This is a genomic window from Rhizobium sp. WSM1328, assembly GCF_057653715.1.
Window position 1 is genome coordinate 4,203,081 of the sequence record NZ_CM172788.1, and the last position, 15,126, is coordinate 4,218,206.

The following is a 15,126-nucleotide window of genomic DNA, read 5'->3' on the forward strand; positions in this document are numbered from 1 at the left end:
GGACCGGCAAGGGTTTCATAGCGCTCAAATTTGACAGTCGTGCGTCCGCAGCGCCGCGCGTTTAGAAACGCGCCGGCGCTGGAGGATGCTCAGTTCTTGGTGAAGATATAATCCGTCTCCTGACGCAGCACTTCGCCGGGGCGCAGAACCGCATTCGGAAAACCTTGGTGATTGATGGCATCCGGCCAGACCTGCGTCTCCAGGCAGAAGCCGGCGAATGGGCCGTATTTGCGCCCGCCGATGCCGGGGGCCGCGGTATCGAGCTTGAAGCCGGCATAGAACTGCACGCCTGGCTCGGTGCTGCGCACTTCCAGCGACACACCGGAATAAAGGCTGCGGGCAAGCGCGACGCTCCGCTTGGCGGTACGCTCGCCCGACAGGCAGAAATTATGGTCGTAAAAGGCTTGTTCGCTGCCGACGAAACGCTTCATCGGCGCCATCTCGCGGAAATCGAATTCCGTGCCCTCGACGGAACAGATCTCGCCGGTCGGCACCTGCTTCTCATCGGTCGGCAGATAGCGATCGGCGGCAATCATGATATCGTGGCCAAGCGCATCTTCCCGGCCGTCGAGATTGAAATAGGCGTGCTGGCAGACATTGGCGAGCGTCGGCTGGTCGCAGGTCGATTCATAGGTGATCGACAGTTCACCGTTGCCATGCACCCAGAAAGTCGCCTGGATGGTGCAATTGCCGGGATAGCCGGCGCGGCCATCGGGATCGACGATCTTCAGTACTACGCGGTCGACGTCATGCTCGACAATCGTCCAATTGCGTTTTGCGATATTGTCGCTGCCGCCATGCAGATGCGTCACGCCGTTTTCATTCAGTTCGAGCTGATAGTCCTTGTCGTCAAGCGTAAACCTGCCGCCGCCGACGCGGTTGGCGCAGCGGCCGGGTGTCGCGCCGAAATAGGATGAATAGAGGGGGTAGCTGTCGAAATCGTCAAAGCCGAGCTGCAGCGGCGCATCATGTCCCTCGAGACGCAGATCCTGGATGACCGCGCCCCAGCTGATGATCTTGGCCGTCAGCCCACCGCCCTTGATCACGACGCGATAGACGGTCTCGCCCGCCTGCGTCTGCCCGAAAACGTCCCGCTCCAACTTATCCGACATGATCGACCGTCCATTCTGTCCCTGCTGCAAATTCCTCAATTCGGAATCGATTTGAGGAATGTGCAGCGATTGAAATTGTGCATTGCACGTCCGACAAAGACGCGCGGTGTGGTAGGCTTCAGGGCAGGAACCTGCCCGGATTTGCTTCGATCCGCAACCGGCGGATCAGAAAGAAAAGCCGCAGCAGTGATGCGGCGGCATCGGCTCGCGGGTTGATCGGCAACGGTCAGAGATCGGTACCGATCTCTTCCACATCAAAGGGCGTGGTCTGGTAGATTTCGTTGATCCAGTTGCCGAACAAAAGATGCGCATGGCTGCGCCAGCGGTTCTGCGGCGCAAGCGCCGGATCGTTATGCGGGAAGTAATTGTGCGGCATCTTGATCGGCACCCCGGCATTGACGTCGCGGAAATACTCGTCGGAAAGCGAGGTGGAATCATATTCGACATGGTTGAACATGTAGAGCCGCCGGCCTCTCTTCTCGTGCACGAGGCAGACGCCCATTTCGCTGGACTCCATCAGGATCTCCAGGCTTTCGGATTTCTCGATATCGGCGCGGCGCACTTCGGTCCAGCGCGACACCGGCACTTCGAAATTGTCGGAAAAGCCGTTGAGATAGATCGAGGAAGGTTTCAGGTTCCGGTGGCGGTAGACGCCGAAGGCCTTCTCTTTCAGCTCGTATTTCGGAACGCCGTGAAAATGATAGACCGCCGCCATCGCGCCCCAGCAGACGTTCATCGTCGAATGGACATTCGTTTCCGTCCAGTCGAGAATCTCCTGCATCTCCGGCCAATAGGTGACGTCCTCATAGGGCAAAAGCTCGATCGGCGCCCCGGTGATGATGAAGCCGTCGAACTTGCGGTGCTTTACCTCCTCCCAGGTCTGGTAGAAGGCTAGAAGATGATCCTCGGACGTATTCTTCGCCTTGTGGCCGCCGATGCGAATGAGCGACAGCTCCACCTGCAGCGGCGAGGCGCCGACGAGGCGGGCCATCTGCAGTTCGGTCTTGATCTTGTTCGGCATGAGATTGAGCAGCCCGATCTGCAACGGTCGGATATCCTGACGGATCGCCAACGTCTCGGTCATCACCCGCACACCCTCCTGAACCAGGGTTTCGAAGGCGGGCAGCGTATCGGGGATCTTGATGGGCATTGCGGTCACTCGATCAAAAACAAAAAACCGGCGGCGACAAAAATCGCTACCGGTCCGCACGCGGCCCTTTAGCGACTTTTTTAACGTGGCTGCAAGCCGGCCGGCCAAATCACCACGGAGGCCTTAATTAGACCCAGTCGGATTGCGAATCAACTGGCGAATACATGCAGGAGAGACTCATGCAAGCATCATCACACTTTAATGACTGATAGAATCTGTTGATAGACCGGTAACGCCACCATGTTATTTATAAGGGTATGGGCGATTTGGAAAAGCGTAATGGCAGATAAAATCGAGGGGAGGCCGGGCATCCGGAGGCAGGATAGGGTAGGGTATGATTTAAGCCTGACATATCGCCTCGGCGTCATGTTCTCAGCATTCTGGAATTCGGAAGTGCGTGGCAAGGTGCTGTTTCTGGCGACCGTGCTGATCCTCGTTATCCTGGCGACGTCCTACGGCCAGGTCATTTTGAACGAGTGGAATGCGCCCTTCTACGACTCGCTGGAGCGCCGCGACCTCGGCGAATTCTTCCACCAACTCGAAATCTTCGCGATGATCGCCGGCACGCTGCTGCTGCTCAACGTGCTGCAGGCCTGGCTGAATCAGATGACGGCGCTCTATATGCGCGAAGGCTTGTCGCGCGATCTGGTTGACCAGTGGCTGAAGCGCAAGCGGGCGCTGCGGCTTGCCTCCAGCGGCCTGATCGGCGTCAATCCGGACCAGCGCCTGCACGAGGATTCCCGCAACCTCGCCGAAAGCACGACGGGATTGGTTCTCGGCCTGCTGCAGTCGACCATTCTTCTGGTGAGCTTCATCGGCGTGCTCTGGGAACTTTCCAGCGGCTTCATCTTCCGCATCAGCGGCCATAGCTTCTCCATTCCAGGCTACATGGTCTGGGCGGCGATTTTCTATGCCGCTTCCGCCTCGGTGCTGAGCCAGGTCGTCGGTCGCAAGCTGGTGAAGCTCAATGCCGACCGTTTTTCGAAAGAGGCCGAGCTTCGCTTCACGCTGATGCATGCCAATGAGAACATGCCGGCAATTACTGTTGCCCGCGGCGAGGAGAACGAACGCCGGCGCATCAACACCGACATCAGCTCGGTCCTGACAGTCGTCAAGCGGCTTGCCATGGCCAATACCAATCTCACCTGGGTTTCGGCCGGCTATGGCTGGCTGGTGATCGTCATCCCGATCATCGTTGCCGCCCCCGCCTATTTCTCCGGCGGCCTCACCCTCGGCCAGCTGATGATGTCGGTCGGCGCCTTCAACCAGGTCAACACGGCGCTGCGCTGGTATGTCTCCAATTTCGGCCCGATCGCCGAATGGCGCGCCACGCTGATGCGCGTCACCGATTTCCGCCAGGCGCTGGTCGAGATGGAAGAGGACTTCGACCTCAAGGACAGCATCGCCTATGAAAACGCCGCGCCCGGCACGCTGACGCTGAAGGACGTGGTGATCGTCGCCAAGATCGGTGAAGACATCGAGGAATGCGGCGGTTTCCGTCTGCGTGAAACCGATGTCGTGATCAAGGCCGGCGAAAAAATCATGATCAACGGCGATCACAGCGTCAATCGCAAGCTGCTCTTCCAGGCGATGGCCGGCCTCTGGCCGTGCGGCAGCGGCACGATAGGCCTGCCGCCGATCGACGACATGCTCTTCGTTCCCCAGTTGGCCTATGTCCCCGGCGGCTCACTGCGCGAGGCGCTGGCCTTTCCCGAACGTCCCGAAGCCTACGAGAAAGCCGACGTCGAGGCGGCCCTCGACAAGGTTGGTCTGCATTCGCTGATCGCAAGGCTCGAAACCCGCGCCCGCTGGGACAAGCTGCTCGACAGCGACCAGCAGAAAGCGATCGGATTTGCCCGGCTGCTTCTCGTGCGCCCGCGCTGGATCATCTTCGACGAAGTGCTGGAAGGCATGGAGCCGGAATTGCAGGAAACAATGGCCAAACTGCTCACCTCGATGCCCGAAAGCGGCATGATCTATATCGGCCGCTCCGAGGCCTATCTCGAGGCGCTGAAGCCGCGCGTGCTGCATCTGCAGGCGCTGCCGTCAGCATCCGAGGAGCCACCTGCCGTCCAGACCGGCGCCAGCGCCAGTGCGGGCGCTGCCGCCGTGCCCGCGCCGGCGCTTTAATGCATGCCGTCCAAAAGTGTGGAGCGGTTTTGGGATGACGGCATGCATAAGACGAGGATTTGAGCCGCTGGTCACATCGGCGGTATGACGCCGTTGAGGCCGACGGCGATCTGGCTGGCCGAGATGCTGCCGTCCGCCGCCTTCTCGCCAGTGACGACGACGCCGGCACCGGCCTTCAGATCATCCTTGGTCGCAGGCGCCAACGTCACGATCGGCGTGCCATCGGCAATCGTGATGGTCTTTTCCTTGCCCTGATAGGTCAGCGTGATCGTGTGGCCGTCGACGGATTTGACGGCGTTGCTGACAGTCGCGTTGGTCATCTGGCTGTTCGGCTGCGCATCCCAGGGACGGTTGCCCTCACCGGTTCCCTTCATCGACGCCGGAAAGATCAGCACCTCGATCGCCCCGTCCGGGCCCGTGCCCTTCGGAAGCGAAGCGACGCCGACGAAATCGCCGGGTTTGATATCCTCGACGGAAGCTTTTTTGATGCCGCCGACCTTCCAGCCGGCTTTCAGCGCGACCGTCGCATCGCTGCCCTCGCGCGTCTTGACGACGAGTGTATCGCCGCTGAGGCTTTCGATTGCGCCGCGAACACGAATGCGCTGGGCATCTTGCGCCTGTGCGGCTTGCGACAGGGCAAGCGCGACGAGGCTGCCGGCAGTAAGTGCTGTGAGAAAACGGGAATGAGGCTTGCGAGACATATGACTTTTCCTTGTCGCCATTGCGATCGGCAATATCCCCGGCTGCCGGACGGCACCTTATGCCGCAGGACGACACACTGACGAATCAAGGAAAAGTGAGCCTTCAGCCCCGAGAAAATCTCAGCCTTCCAGCTCTTCCCGCAGCATTTCGAGCTCCAGCCACTCCTCTTCCATGTCAGTCAGGCTGGCGCGCAGTTTCTCCATCTCGCCGGCAAGCCGGTTGAAGGCTGCGGGATCGCGCGTGAAAAGATTGGGATCTGCCATCACCTGTTCGCGCTTGGCGATTTCGGCTTCGGCCTTCGCCATTTCCTTTGGCAGATTTTCCAGTGCGAATTTCTGCTTGAAGGAGAGCTTGACCTTCGAGTTGCCTGAAGCTGTTGCTTGCTGCGTCTTCGGCTTCTCCGCCGCCTTCTCGGCCCTCTTACGCTCCTCGAGCGCGCCCTTGCGCTGTACAAGCATGTCCGAGTAGCCGCCGGCATATTCGATCCAGCGACCATCAGGCGCATCCGGCACGGCCGGTGCGATCGTCGAGGTCACGGTGCGGTCGAGGAAATCGCGGTCGTGGCTGACGAGAATGACGGTGCCGGGAAAGCCGGCGACAATCTCCTGCAGGAGATCGAGCGTTTCGATATCGAGATCGTTGGTCGGCTCGTCGAGGATCAAGAGGTTCGTCGGGCGCGAAAGGATGCGCGCCAGCATCAGCCGGGCGCGTTCGCCGCCGGAGAGGTTTCTGATCGGCGTACGCGCTTGTTCCGGCTGGAACAGAAATTCCTTCATGTAGCCGGTGACATGGCGCTGCTCGCCGTTTACGAGCAGGTTTTCGCCGCGCCCATCCGTCAGATAGTTGGCAAGCGTATCCTCGGGGTCGAGATCCTCGCGTTTCTGGTCGAGCGTCGCGATCTCCAGATTGGTGCCGAGCTTGACGATGCCGCTATCGGGTGAAAGCTGCCCGGTCAGCATCTTCAGCAGCGTCGTCTTGCCGGCGCCGTTCGGTCCGACGAGACCAATGCAGTCGCCGCGATGCACGCGTATCGAAAACGGCGTGACGATAGCCCGCTCACCGAAGCTCTTGGTGATCTTGTCGGCCTCGATCACCAGCTTGCCGGATTCCTGCGCGTCCGAAACCGTCGCCTGCACCGTGCCCTGCGGTCCCTTGTGGCCGCGATAGTTCGAGCGCATCGTCTGCAACTCGCCGAGACGGCGCATGTTACGCTTGCGCCGCGCCGTGACGCCGTAGCGCAGCCAGTGCTCCTCGCGCTCGATCGACTTGCCGAGCTTGTGCTGTTCCAGTTCCTCGGCCTCCAGCACCTGGTCGCGCCAGGCTTCGAAATGCGCAAAGCCTCTCTCGAGCCGGCGCGAGGTGCCGCGGTCGAGCCAGACGGTTGCCGTCGAGACCTTTTCGAGGAAACGCCGGTCGTGCGAGATCAGCACCAAGGCGCTGCGCGTCTTTTGCAGCTCGCCTTCCAGCCATTCGATGGTCGGCAGGTCAAGATGGTTGGTCGGTTCGTCGAGCAGAAGAATGTCCGGTTCCGGTGCCATAACCCGGGCAAGGGCTGCGCGCCGTGATTCGCCACCGGACAGCATTTTGGGGTCTTCATCGCCGCTCAGCCCGAGATGCGACAGCAGATAGGTGACACGATAGGGGTCATCGCCTGGCCCGAGGCCGGCCTCGGCATAGGCCTGCACCGTGTTGAAGCCGGCAAAATCCGGCGCCTGTTCGAGATAACGCACCGTCGAGGACGGATGGCGGAAGAGCTCGCCGGACTGCGCCTCGACCAGGCCGGCGGCAATCTTCAGCAGCGTCGATTTCCCCGAGCCGTTACGCCCGACGAGACAGATTTTGTCACCGGGCTCGATCTGCAGGCCAGCACCGGCCAGAAGCGGTGCGCCGCCAAAGCTCAGGAAGATATCGTCGAGTTTCAGAATGGGAGGGGCCAAAAATCAGACTCCGGAAAGATCATAGGGCCGGGCGAGCACGATTGCCCGGCCGCTGCGGAGCGAAAAGCGAACCTTGCCTTCCGCAACATTGGAAATGGTGCGCGACGAGCCGAAAGGCAGATGGAAATCCGTGAGCGGATAACGCGCATTTTCGAGGGAAAGCCCTCTCAGCTCGCTGAATCCGGGCACGGAAAACAGGCTGCCTTTGGGAAGGTCCAGTTCGATCGTACCGGCAACCAGCGGCACGGCCTCTTCCTTGCCCGAGGTCAGCAGCAGGTCGAAACCCTCTTCCGCCAGGCTGACGGCCGACAACAGGTGTTGAAGCGCGTGGTCGGAGCGTTCACCGCCGAGCGCACCGGCCAGGATGAGCCGCCGCGCGCCCCGCGCGATTGCTTCCGCCACGGCGATTTCGCCGTCCGTCGCCGCCTTCGCGGCCGGATAAGGCTGTTTCGGCACATCGGGAAATGCACCCGCGAGATCATCAGGCGTCGAATCGAAATCGCCGACCCAGAGCTCCGGCGTAATACCGAGTGCTGCCGCATGCCGCATGCCGCCATCGGCCGCAATAAAGCGGCTGTTTTCGATGGCATCGCGCAGGCGCTCCGTCAGGCTGAGTTCGCCGCCAAGGAGAATGGTGAAGGTGGATTGGCTCATGGGCATTGCCCTTAGCGCAAACGAGGGGTCGAGGGGAAGGGCCGGCGAACGCCGGCGTCTGCCTCAGCCCGGCATATCCTTGTCGCGCGACAGGAAAACCGCCTCGTAGCCGCCGATGAAGCGCTCGAAAAGCGCTGCGAAGCGCTCGACATCCTCCTGTCGCCAGTCGGAAACGATCTCGGAAATGATCGCAAGCTTCTGCGCGACGATCTCGGCAAGCAGGTCCTGGCCAACCTCGGTCATGACGACGACGATCCGCCGCGCATCGGCCTGCGAGGCCTCGCGGCGCAGCACGTTGCGCCCGACCATGTCGGCCACCACCCGGCTTGCCCGTGACGGATCGATGCGCAGCATCTCCGCGATCATGCCGACCGTGACCTCGCCGGCAGGCTGCGCCCTGCGCACGGCATCGAGCACGTCGAGATGCGAAAGCTCGAGGCCCGGTGCAGCACTCTGGATCGCCAGGCGGCCGATCAGCCGCCGCCCGGTCATCAGCCGCATGCGCGCCATGCTCCGGCCGATACGCGGCACGTTTTCACGATCCGGCTCGGCCGGCTCCACAGAAGGGGTCTTGGTCAGAACGTCGCTCATCACAGGACCATAACAGAGCCGATTCAAAAATTGAATATGCCGATGTCATTAATGTGCCATTGACAACTATATGCTATTAGCACATAAAAGCACATCAACCCGGAACGATGCCTCCCATGGACATGCAACTCGCGCCTGCGCCGCTCGTGACGGATCCTCGTCGTCGGCTTATCCTCTTCTTCTTCCTGATGACCGCCATGTTCATGGCGACGCTTGATAATCAGATCGTCTCCACGGCGCTGCCGACGATCGTCGGCGAATTCGGCCATCTCGAGCGCTTCGGCTGGATCGGCTCGGCCTATCTCCTGTCGCTGAGCGCCGTCATGCCGGTCTACGGCAAGCTCGGCGACCTGTTCGGCCGAAAATACGTGATGATGACGGCGATCATGATCTTCACCGTCGGATCGACAGTCTGCGGCCTTGCGGTCTCGATGAATACGCTGATCGCCGCCCGCGTGCTGCAGGGTCTTGGCGGCGGCGGCATCATGGTGTCGATCTTCGCCGTCAACGCCGACCTGTTCGAGCCGCGCGAGCGGGCGCGCTACCAAAGCTATTCCAGCCTTGTGCTGATGGCATCGGGCGCGATCGGCCCGGTGCTCGGCGGTACGATGAGCGATCTCTTCGGCTGGCGCTCGATCTTCCTCGTCAACGTGCCGATCGGCTTCATCGTGCTCACCGGCCTTGCCTTCATGCTGCCGTACCGCAAACCGCATCGTCGCCCCAAGATCGATTATGCCGGTGCGCTCCTGCTTGCCATGACGACGACAAGCATCGTGCTTGCCACCGACAGCAGCGAATTGTTCGGCGCATTGATCTCGCCGGAGAGTATCGGCATCGTCGCCTTCGGCGTCGTCTGCGCCGTCACCTGGGTGTTCGTCGAGCGCCGCGCGCCGGAACCGATCGTTCCCCTGCAGCTGTTTCGCAATTCGACCTTCAGCCTGCTCCTGGTGATCTCGATCATGGGCGGCGCCATCGCCATCGGCATGGTCAATTATCTCGCCCTCTTTCTGCAGACAACGACCGGCCTTTCGCCGTCTGCCGCCGGCCTGCTCTTCATCCTTCTGACCGGCGGCCTCGTCTGCGGGTCGCTTTCCGCAGGCCGCATCATCTCGAAGACGGGGCGCTACAAGCCCTTCGCCATCGCCAGCCTCACCTGCAGCGCCATCGCCTTTGCGCTGATGTCGCAGATCCACGCCGGAACGCCGATCGCCTTCATCGGCGCGGTCATGATGCTGCACGGCATCGGCATCGGCCTTGCCCAGCAGGTTCCCGTCATCGGCGTACAGAATGCAGCACCCGCCCGCGACGTCGGCGCCGCCACCGGCTCGGTGACGCTGTCGCGCATGGGCGGCGCCTCGATCGCCATTTCCATCTATGGCGCCATCATCGCCTCTGAGCTCGGCAAGGTCGGCGTCTCCATTCCTGGCGTCGCCGATATCAAGCAGCTGACGCCGAAAATGATGGCCGCCCTTCCCGAAGCGAGCCGCCAAGCGGTCGCCGATACCTATGCCGCCGCATTCTCGCCGCTCTTCATGACCTCCTGCGCCATTGCGCTGATCGGCCTTGCCGCCGCCATCATGCTGAAACCCGTGCAACTGCCCCGTGCCGGCGAGACGATAAAGCCGCAACCGGCGACGGCGGAAGCTGCCGAATAGTGGAATCGTCACGCGAGAGAATGCTTTATCAGGAGGCGTTCTCTCTCGACGTGCATACATCAAAGGTTGCGATTTTCTCGCAAGACTGTCGCTATCGAGCCGGTTGCTTCAATCGGGCCGTTCTTTTTCCGCACCGCCGACGAATCTCGGCTTTGTGACGGAACTTTCGCCATAATTTCATCCGAGCGAAGGGAAGCCTTAATGCCTGAGGCTTGCTAAAATGCAACGGCGCCACATTTAAACAGAGTCTCGCTATGCAACCGATGCGTAAATCAGCTACAGCAACGACTTGTATTGGCCGATTGTGCAGCGCGAGATCAGGGGTGCGCACCTGTTGAATTCCCCTTGCCACGGTCGGTCCGAATCTGCGGCAAACCGGCAAAACAGCGACATGATGCGGAGAAACAGACTGGACAGCTTGACGACGTGGAAATCCCCCGCGCTTTCCAGTGATGCCATTTCCGCGCCGCGGCGCTTCGCGCGTCGCATGATGCTGCTTTCGGCCGTCGCAATGGCGCTGAATGGCTGCCAAACGCTGATCGACCAATCCTATCAGCCGAGTGTTTCGCCGTCTTCCAATCCACAGATCGTCGACGAGGTGCAGAAAAACGACCCGCGCGCGGCGATGGGCGCCCGCGAGCATCCGCGCATCGTGGCAAGCTACGGCGGCGAATACAAGGACGCCAAAACCGAGCGCCTCGTCGCCCGCATCGCCGGCGCGCTGACGGCGGTGTCGGAAAATCCGAGCCAGTCCTACCGCATCACCATCCTGAATTCGCCGGCGATCAACGCCTTTGCGCTGCCGGGCGGTTATCTCTACGTCACCCGCGGCCTGCTCGCCCTTGCCAACGACGCTTCGGAAGTTGCCGCCGTGCTGTCGCACGAAATGGGCCATGTGACGGCGAACCACGGCATCGAGCGGCAGAAGCGCGAAGAGGCTGAGGTTATCGCCAGCCGCGTCGTCGCCGAAGTCCTTTCCAGCGACATCGCCGGCAAGCAGGCGCTTGCCCGCGGCAAGCTGCGGCTCGCCGCCTTCTCCCGCCAGCAGGAGCTGCAGGCCGATGTCATCGGTGTGCGCATGCTCGGTGAAGCTGGCTATGATCCCTATGCCGCTGCCCGTTTCCTCGATTCGATGGCGGCTTACAGTCGCTTCATGTCGGTTGATCCCGAAGCCGACCAGAGCCTCGACTTCCTGTCGAGCCATCCGAATTCGGCTCAGCGCATAGAGCTCGCCCGCACCCACGCCCGCGCCTTCGGCCAGGAAGGCTCGGTCGGCGACAAGGGCCGCGATTATTATCTCGACGGCATAGACGGACTGCTCTACGGCGACAGCCCGGAAGAAGGCTATGTGCGCGGCCAGACCTTCCTGCATGGCGGCCTCGGCATCCGCTTCGACGTGCCGCCGGATTTCCACATCGACAACAAGGTCGAGGCGGTGATGGCCACCGGTCCGAACGACATCGCCGTCCGCTTCGACGGCGTCGCCGACAATCAGAACCAGAGCCTCACCAACTATATCTCCAGCGGCTGGGTAACCGGCCTCGACCCGTCGACCATCCAACCGATCACCATCAACGGCATGGAAGCAGCCACCGCGCGCGCCAGCGCCGACCGCTGGGATTTCGATGTCACCGTGATCCGCAACAATTCGCAGATCTTCCGTTTCCTGACCGCCGTGCCGAAAGGCAGCGGCGCCCTTGAGCCAACGGCGAATGTGCTGCGCGCGAGTTTCCGCCGCATGACGCCGGCAGAGGCCGCCTCGCTGAAACCGCTGCGCATCCGCGTCGTCACCGTCCGGCCGGGTGAGAACATCTCGACGCTCGCCGCCCGCATGATGGGCACAGACCGCAAGCTCGATCTCTTCAAGCTCATCAATGCCCTGCCCACGGGTGCAGCCGTTTCTATAGGCGATCGCGTCAAGATCATCGCCGAATAAAAAAGGCCCGGCTAGCGCCGGGCCAGTCTGTGCTGCTGGAAGGGATAAAACATCTCGCGCAAAATTGTGCGGCGGTTTTGCGACAACGAGCTAAATCGGCGACGCGCTTTCGGTTCAGGCGTAGGCCGCCATATGCGGATCGGCGCTGACGAGCGCGCTGCGAAGCTTCTCCATCGCTCGGCTTTCGATCTGACGCACGCGCTCCTTGGAAATACCGAGATCGGCACCGAGCTCTTCGAGCGTGGCACCGTCTTCCGCCAGACGCCGGGCGCTGATGATCTTCATCTCGCGTTCGTTGAGATGTTTCAGCGCCGAGGCGAGCCAGACGCGGCGGCGCTCGCCGTCGATCATGTTGGACACCTGCTCGTCCGGCAGGGGATCGTCGCTGACGAGGAAGTCCATCTTTTCCGCGCTCTCGGCATCGCCGGAGACCGAAGGCGCCTGCAGCGAGGCGTCGTTGCCGGAAAGCCTAGCATCCATCGTCTGTACATCCGAGAGGCTGACGCCGAGGGCCGCGGCGATTTCCTGGTGAATGGATTGCAGCGTCAGCTGCGTGTCTCCCTTGGCGAGCTTGGCGCGCAGACGGCGCAGATTGAAGAACAGCGCTTTTTGCGCCGAACTCGTACCGCCGCGCACGATCGACCAGTTGCGCAGGATATAATCCTGGATAGATGCCCTGATCCACCAACTTGCATAGGTGGAAAAGCGCACGTCGCGTTCCGGCTCGAAGCGGGCGGCGGCCTCGAGCAGACCGACATAGCCCTCCTGGACCAGATCGCTCATCGGCAGACCGAAATTGCGGAACTTGCCGGCCATGGATATGACGAGGCGCATATGGGCCATGGCAATCTGGTTGCGCGCGCCGCGGTCGTCATGATCCTTCCAGCGGGTGGCGAGATCGTGCTCTTCCTGACGGGCGAGATAAGGCGCGGCCATCGCGATTTTGATCATGCGCCGATCTGCAGACATGTTCTTCATTTCGATCTCCCGAAACAGGCCTCTCGCCCTGAAATGAACAATAAAACTCTTCTCCCGGAACATCGCTGTCCGGATTGAATGGAGTTCTGAATGCATAAAAGCCCCGCCCCTGGACTTTTCAGGGGGAGGCCCTATTTTTCATCATGTGCCGGTAAGACGGCTGGGCAGGACCTGTTTTTTCACCTTGCCGGATGGGCAATATAGAAAAGGCATGATCCGCTCCTCATCGAACATTGACGGAATAGCAGTTCGCCCGTGAGGCCATTGCCCGACGAGCAGTCCGCAATTACGTGTGATAAACGCGGCAGTCGGCAAAAAGTTCCAATAAAAAAACCCGGCTCGAAGGCCGGGTTTTTTGACAGAAAAACAGGGTCGCTTTATGCGGCTTCGTCCTGTGAATCGTCTTCTTCGATGGCCTTGCCACGCTTCGGACCCTTGTTGAGATTGGTCTCGACGAGGCGGACGGCTTCGGTTTCCGACATCTTGTTGACCGCGGCGATTTCGCGCGCCATGCGGTCGAGCGCAGCCTCATAAAGCTGGCGCTCGGAATAGGACTGCTCGGGCTGGTTCTCGGCACGATAGAGATCGCGCACGACTTCAGCGATGGAAATCAGGTCGCCGGAATTGATCTTGGCATCATATTCCTGGGCGCGGCGGGACCACATGGTGCGCTTGACGCGCGCCTTGCCCTGCACGACCTTCAAAGCACGCTCGACGAAATCCGTTTCCGAAAGCTTGCGCATACCAATGCTCATCGCCTTCGCGACCGGAACCTTCAGACGCATCTTGTCCTTCTCGAAATCAATAACGAAAAGTTCGAGCTTCATGCCGGCAACTTCTTGCTCTTCGATAGCGGTGATGGTACCGACGCCATGAGCGGGGTAGACGATCGATTCACCGGTCTTGAAGCCGTGACGTGCTGTAGAAGGTTTTTTCTGCTGAGTCGTCATTCTATTCAAAAACTCCCTGTTACGCTTCCGGCGGCGGCCGGAGCCGGGTCAGTCAGGCCCGGGTGAGACGGTAGTATCCGTCGGGTGACTTCACTCTGGTCCCATCGGGCAAAAGCAAAGACTTCTTGCGCACGATCTTGGGACCCGGCGCTCAAAGCGTTGATATGTCACGGAAACCGTGTACGGATTTGTTTTGCTTTCGTGATGGTTTTGGGCATGCGTCATGCCACAAATGGAACAGTAGACGAAACCTATCATAAAAATATGAGGAAATCAATAATTTGCTTCGCTTGAGTCATGCGGGCAACACATGTCACCCATATGCCTCACGCAGCTTTTAAAACGTTTTGCCCTACGTTCGCCCGAACCCGGTGACCGAATGTAGGCGCTGTCTCAATCGCCGGAACCGGGCTTTTCGGAAAAATACTTCTCGAATTTTCCGGTCTCGCCATCCATGTCCTTGGCCTCAGGCAACGGCTCCTTCTTGACCGTAATATTCGGCCAGATCGTTGCGTATTCGGTGTTGATCTTCAGCCATTTGTCGAGGCCAGGCTCGGTATCGGGCTTGATCGCCTCGGCGGGACATTCCGGTTCGCAGACGCCGCAATCGATGCATTCGTCGGGATGGATGACGAGGAAATTCTCGCCCTCATAGAAGCAGTCGACAGGGCAGACTTCCACGCAATCGGTGTATTTGCACTTGATGCAATTGTCGGTCACGACATAGGTCATGAAGAACTCCAGGATTTCCATGCGGATGGGGCCGGGCAACCTGGAACGTCGCGCCTATCCCCGTGCCGGAGGAAAAGCGTGAGCACGCTTGGGAGGCAAGCACGCTTCCGGCAGGTTGTCAGTGACGTATCGGCTTTATCGCCGGATTTCAAGGATAAACGATCTGCAAAAGCCGACGCCGCAGACAGAGTTTTCTAATCCTCGTCCGACATCAGCCTGTCGATTGCACGTCTTTCCTTTTTGGTCGGACGGCCGGTGCCGGTCGCCCGGATTGCCTGCTCGTAGGGCGTGAGACGTTTTGCCTCATCGGGCGGCGGGGATTGGTCGTCGTAAAGCAGGCGCGCCTGCTCGTAAGGCCCCCGCCGCTCGCCGGCAAGGCGCACGACGAGAACGACATCGCGCCGCTCCAGCGTCAGCTCGATACGGTCACCCGGCTTGACCATCTGGCTCGGCTGGCTGCAGCGCTCGCCGTTGATGCGCACATGGCCTGATTGGATATGGCTCTGCGCCACCGAGCGTGACTTCGCCATGCGCGCGAAGAACAGCCACTTGTCGATGCGCTGGCGCGAACCGCTGGTCGGCTGTGTCTCCCCGCTCAT

The 15,126-nt window shown here is 60.6% G+C and carries 13 protein-coding genes and 1 riboswitch; of the genes, 3 read left to right on the top strand and 10 right to left on the bottom strand.

Annotation, left to right across the window (positions count from 1 at the left end; translation table 11 throughout):
- Nucleotides 1–89: 89 nt before the first annotated feature.
- Together AC2444_RS20900 and metA are read right to left on the bottom strand one after the other, a co-directional pair.
- Entirely contained in the window at nt 90–1,112 is a 1,023-nt protein-coding gene (locus tag AC2444_RS20900; RefSeq protein WP_012759424.1) for an aldose epimerase family protein, read from the bottom strand.
- A gap of 226 nt (nt 1,113–1,338) precedes the next feature.
- Nucleotides 1,339–2,262, bottom strand: coding sequence for a homoserine O-acetyltransferase MetA (gene metA, locus AC2444_RS20905; protein WP_003543755.1), 924 nt, complete (start codon nt 2,260–2,262; stop codon nt 1,339–1,341).
- 48 nt (nt 2,263–2,310) lie between these two features.
- Nucleotides 2,311–2,388, bottom strand: a riboswitch (SAM riboswitch).
- Nucleotides 2,389–2,502: 114 nt separating this feature from the next.
- Here metA and AC2444_RS20910 point away from each other — a divergent pair.
- Nucleotides 2,503–4,392 carry an ABC transporter ATP-binding protein/permease gene (locus AC2444_RS20910; RefSeq protein WP_171815704.1) on the top strand — a complete coding sequence of 630 codons (1,890 nt, stop codon included), beginning with the start codon at nt 2,503–2,505 and terminating at the stop codon, nt 4,390–4,392.
- A 71-nt stretch (nt 4,393–4,463) separates the two neighbouring features.
- On the opposite strand, the gene AC2444_RS20915 is transcribed toward AC2444_RS20910, so the two are convergent.
- From AC2444_RS20915 to AC2444_RS20930, 4 genes are all read right to left on the bottom strand, one after another.
- Nucleotides 4,464–5,093: a hypothetical protein gene (locus AC2444_RS20915; RefSeq protein ID WP_012759426.1), complete on the bottom strand. Its 630-nt coding sequence runs from the start codon at nt 5,091–5,093 to the stop codon at nt 4,464–4,466.
- Between the two features lie 120 nt (nt 5,094–5,213).
- Nucleotides 5,214–7,031, bottom strand: a complete 1,818-nt coding sequence (locus tag AC2444_RS20920; protein WP_012759427.1) for an ABC-F family ATP-binding cassette domain-containing protein — start codon at nt 7,029–7,031, stop codon at nt 5,214–5,216.
- A 3-nt stretch (nt 7,032–7,034) separates the two neighbouring features.
- The gene (locus AC2444_RS20925; RefSeq protein ID WP_017995497.1) at nt 7,035–7,691 is read right to left on the bottom strand and encodes a thiamine diphosphokinase; all 657 of its coding nucleotides are present in this window, start codon (nt 7,689–7,691) and stop codon (nt 7,035–7,037) included.
- A gap of 57 nt (nt 7,692–7,748) precedes the next feature.
- The gene (locus tag AC2444_RS20930) at nt 7,749–8,276 is read right to left on the bottom strand and encodes a MarR family winged helix-turn-helix transcriptional regulator (RefSeq protein ID WP_012759429.1); all 528 of its coding nucleotides are present in this window, start codon (nt 8,274–8,276) and stop codon (nt 7,749–7,751) included.
- A 116-nt stretch (nt 8,277–8,392) separates the two neighbouring features.
- On the opposite strand from AC2444_RS20930, the gene AC2444_RS20935 reads away from it, so the two are divergent.
- Complete coding sequence (locus AC2444_RS20935; protein ID WP_012759430.1) at nt 8,393–9,931, top strand: MDR family MFS transporter; 1,539 nt, start codon at nt 8,393–8,395, stop codon at nt 9,929–9,931.
- A gap of 391 nt (nt 9,932–10,322) precedes the next feature.
- A complete protein-coding gene (locus AC2444_RS20940) occupies nt 10,323–11,867 on the top strand; it encodes a M48 family metalloprotease (protein WP_041935596.1) in 1,545 nt (514 codons plus the stop codon).
- A 114-nt stretch (nt 11,868–11,981) separates the two neighbouring features.
- Here the strand turns inward: AC2444_RS20940 and AC2444_RS20945 are convergent, their stop codons facing one another.
- The 4 genes from AC2444_RS20945 to AC2444_RS20960 all read right to left on the bottom strand — a co-directional run bounded on the left by AC2444_RS20945 (nt 11,982) and on the right by AC2444_RS20960 (nt 15,126).
- A complete protein-coding gene (locus AC2444_RS20945; RefSeq protein ID WP_012759432.1) occupies nt 11,982–12,845 on the bottom strand; it encodes an RNA polymerase factor sigma-32 in 864 nt (287 codons plus the stop codon).
- Nucleotides 12,846–13,222: 377 nt separating this feature from the next.
- A complete protein-coding gene (locus AC2444_RS20950) occupies nt 13,223–13,795 on the bottom strand; it encodes a CarD family transcriptional regulator (RefSeq protein WP_003543775.1) in 573 nt (190 codons plus the stop codon).
- Between the two features lie 393 nt (nt 13,796–14,188).
- Nucleotides 14,189–14,527, bottom strand: coding sequence for a ferredoxin FdxA (fdxA, locus tag AC2444_RS20955; protein ID WP_012759433.1), 339 nt, complete (start codon nt 14,525–14,527; stop codon nt 14,189–14,191).
- Nucleotides 14,528–14,721: 194 nt separating this feature from the next.
- Nucleotides 14,722–15,126: an RNA-binding S4 domain-containing protein gene (locus tag AC2444_RS20960; RefSeq protein ID WP_012759434.1), complete on the bottom strand. Its 405-nt coding sequence runs from the start codon at nt 15,124–15,126 to the stop codon at nt 14,722–14,724.

Excerpts from the sequence above, each read along its gene's own strand:
- AC2444_RS20900 (WP_012759424.1), bottom strand. The coding sequence starts at position 1,112 with ATGTCGGATAAGTTGGAGCGGGACGTTTTCGGGCAGACGCAGGCGGGC.
- metA (WP_003543755.1), bottom strand. The coding sequence starts at position 2,262 with ATGCCCATCAAGATCCCCGATACGCTGCCCGCCTTCGAAACCCTGGTT.
- AC2444_RS20910 (WP_171815704.1), top strand. The coding sequence starts at position 2,503 with ATGTTATTTATAAGGGTATGGGCGATTTGGAAAAGCGTAATGGCAGAT.
- AC2444_RS20915 (WP_012759426.1), bottom strand. The coding sequence starts at position 5,093 with ATGTCTCGCAAGCCTCATTCCCGTTTTCTCACAGCACTTACTGCCGGC.
- AC2444_RS20925 (WP_017995497.1), bottom strand. The coding sequence starts at position 7,691 with ATGCCCATGAGCCAATCCACCTTCACCATTCTCCTTGGCGGCGAACTC.
- AC2444_RS20930 (WP_012759429.1), bottom strand. The coding sequence starts at position 8,276 with ATGAGCGACGTTCTGACCAAGACCCCTTCTGTGGAGCCGGCCGAGCCG.
- AC2444_RS20935 (WP_012759430.1), top strand. The coding sequence starts at position 8,393 with ATGGACATGCAACTCGCGCCTGCGCCGCTCGTGACGGATCCTCGTCGT.
- AC2444_RS20940 (WP_041935596.1), top strand. The coding sequence starts at position 10,323 with ATGATGCGGAGAAACAGACTGGACAGCTTGACGACGTGGAAATCCCCC.
- AC2444_RS20945 (WP_012759432.1), bottom strand. The coding sequence starts at position 12,845 with ATGAAGAACATGTCTGCAGATCGGCGCATGATCAAAATCGCGATGGCC.
- AC2444_RS20950 (WP_003543775.1), bottom strand. The coding sequence starts at position 13,795 with ATGACGACTCAGCAGAAAAAACCTTCTACAGCACGTCACGGCTTCAAG.
- fdxA (WP_012759433.1), bottom strand. The coding sequence starts at position 14,527 with ATGACCTATGTCGTGACCGACAATTGCATCAAGTGCAAATACACCGAT.
- AC2444_RS20960 (WP_012759434.1), bottom strand. The coding sequence starts at position 15,126 with ATGAGCGGGGAGACACAGCCGACCAGCGGTTCGCGCCAGCGCATCGAC.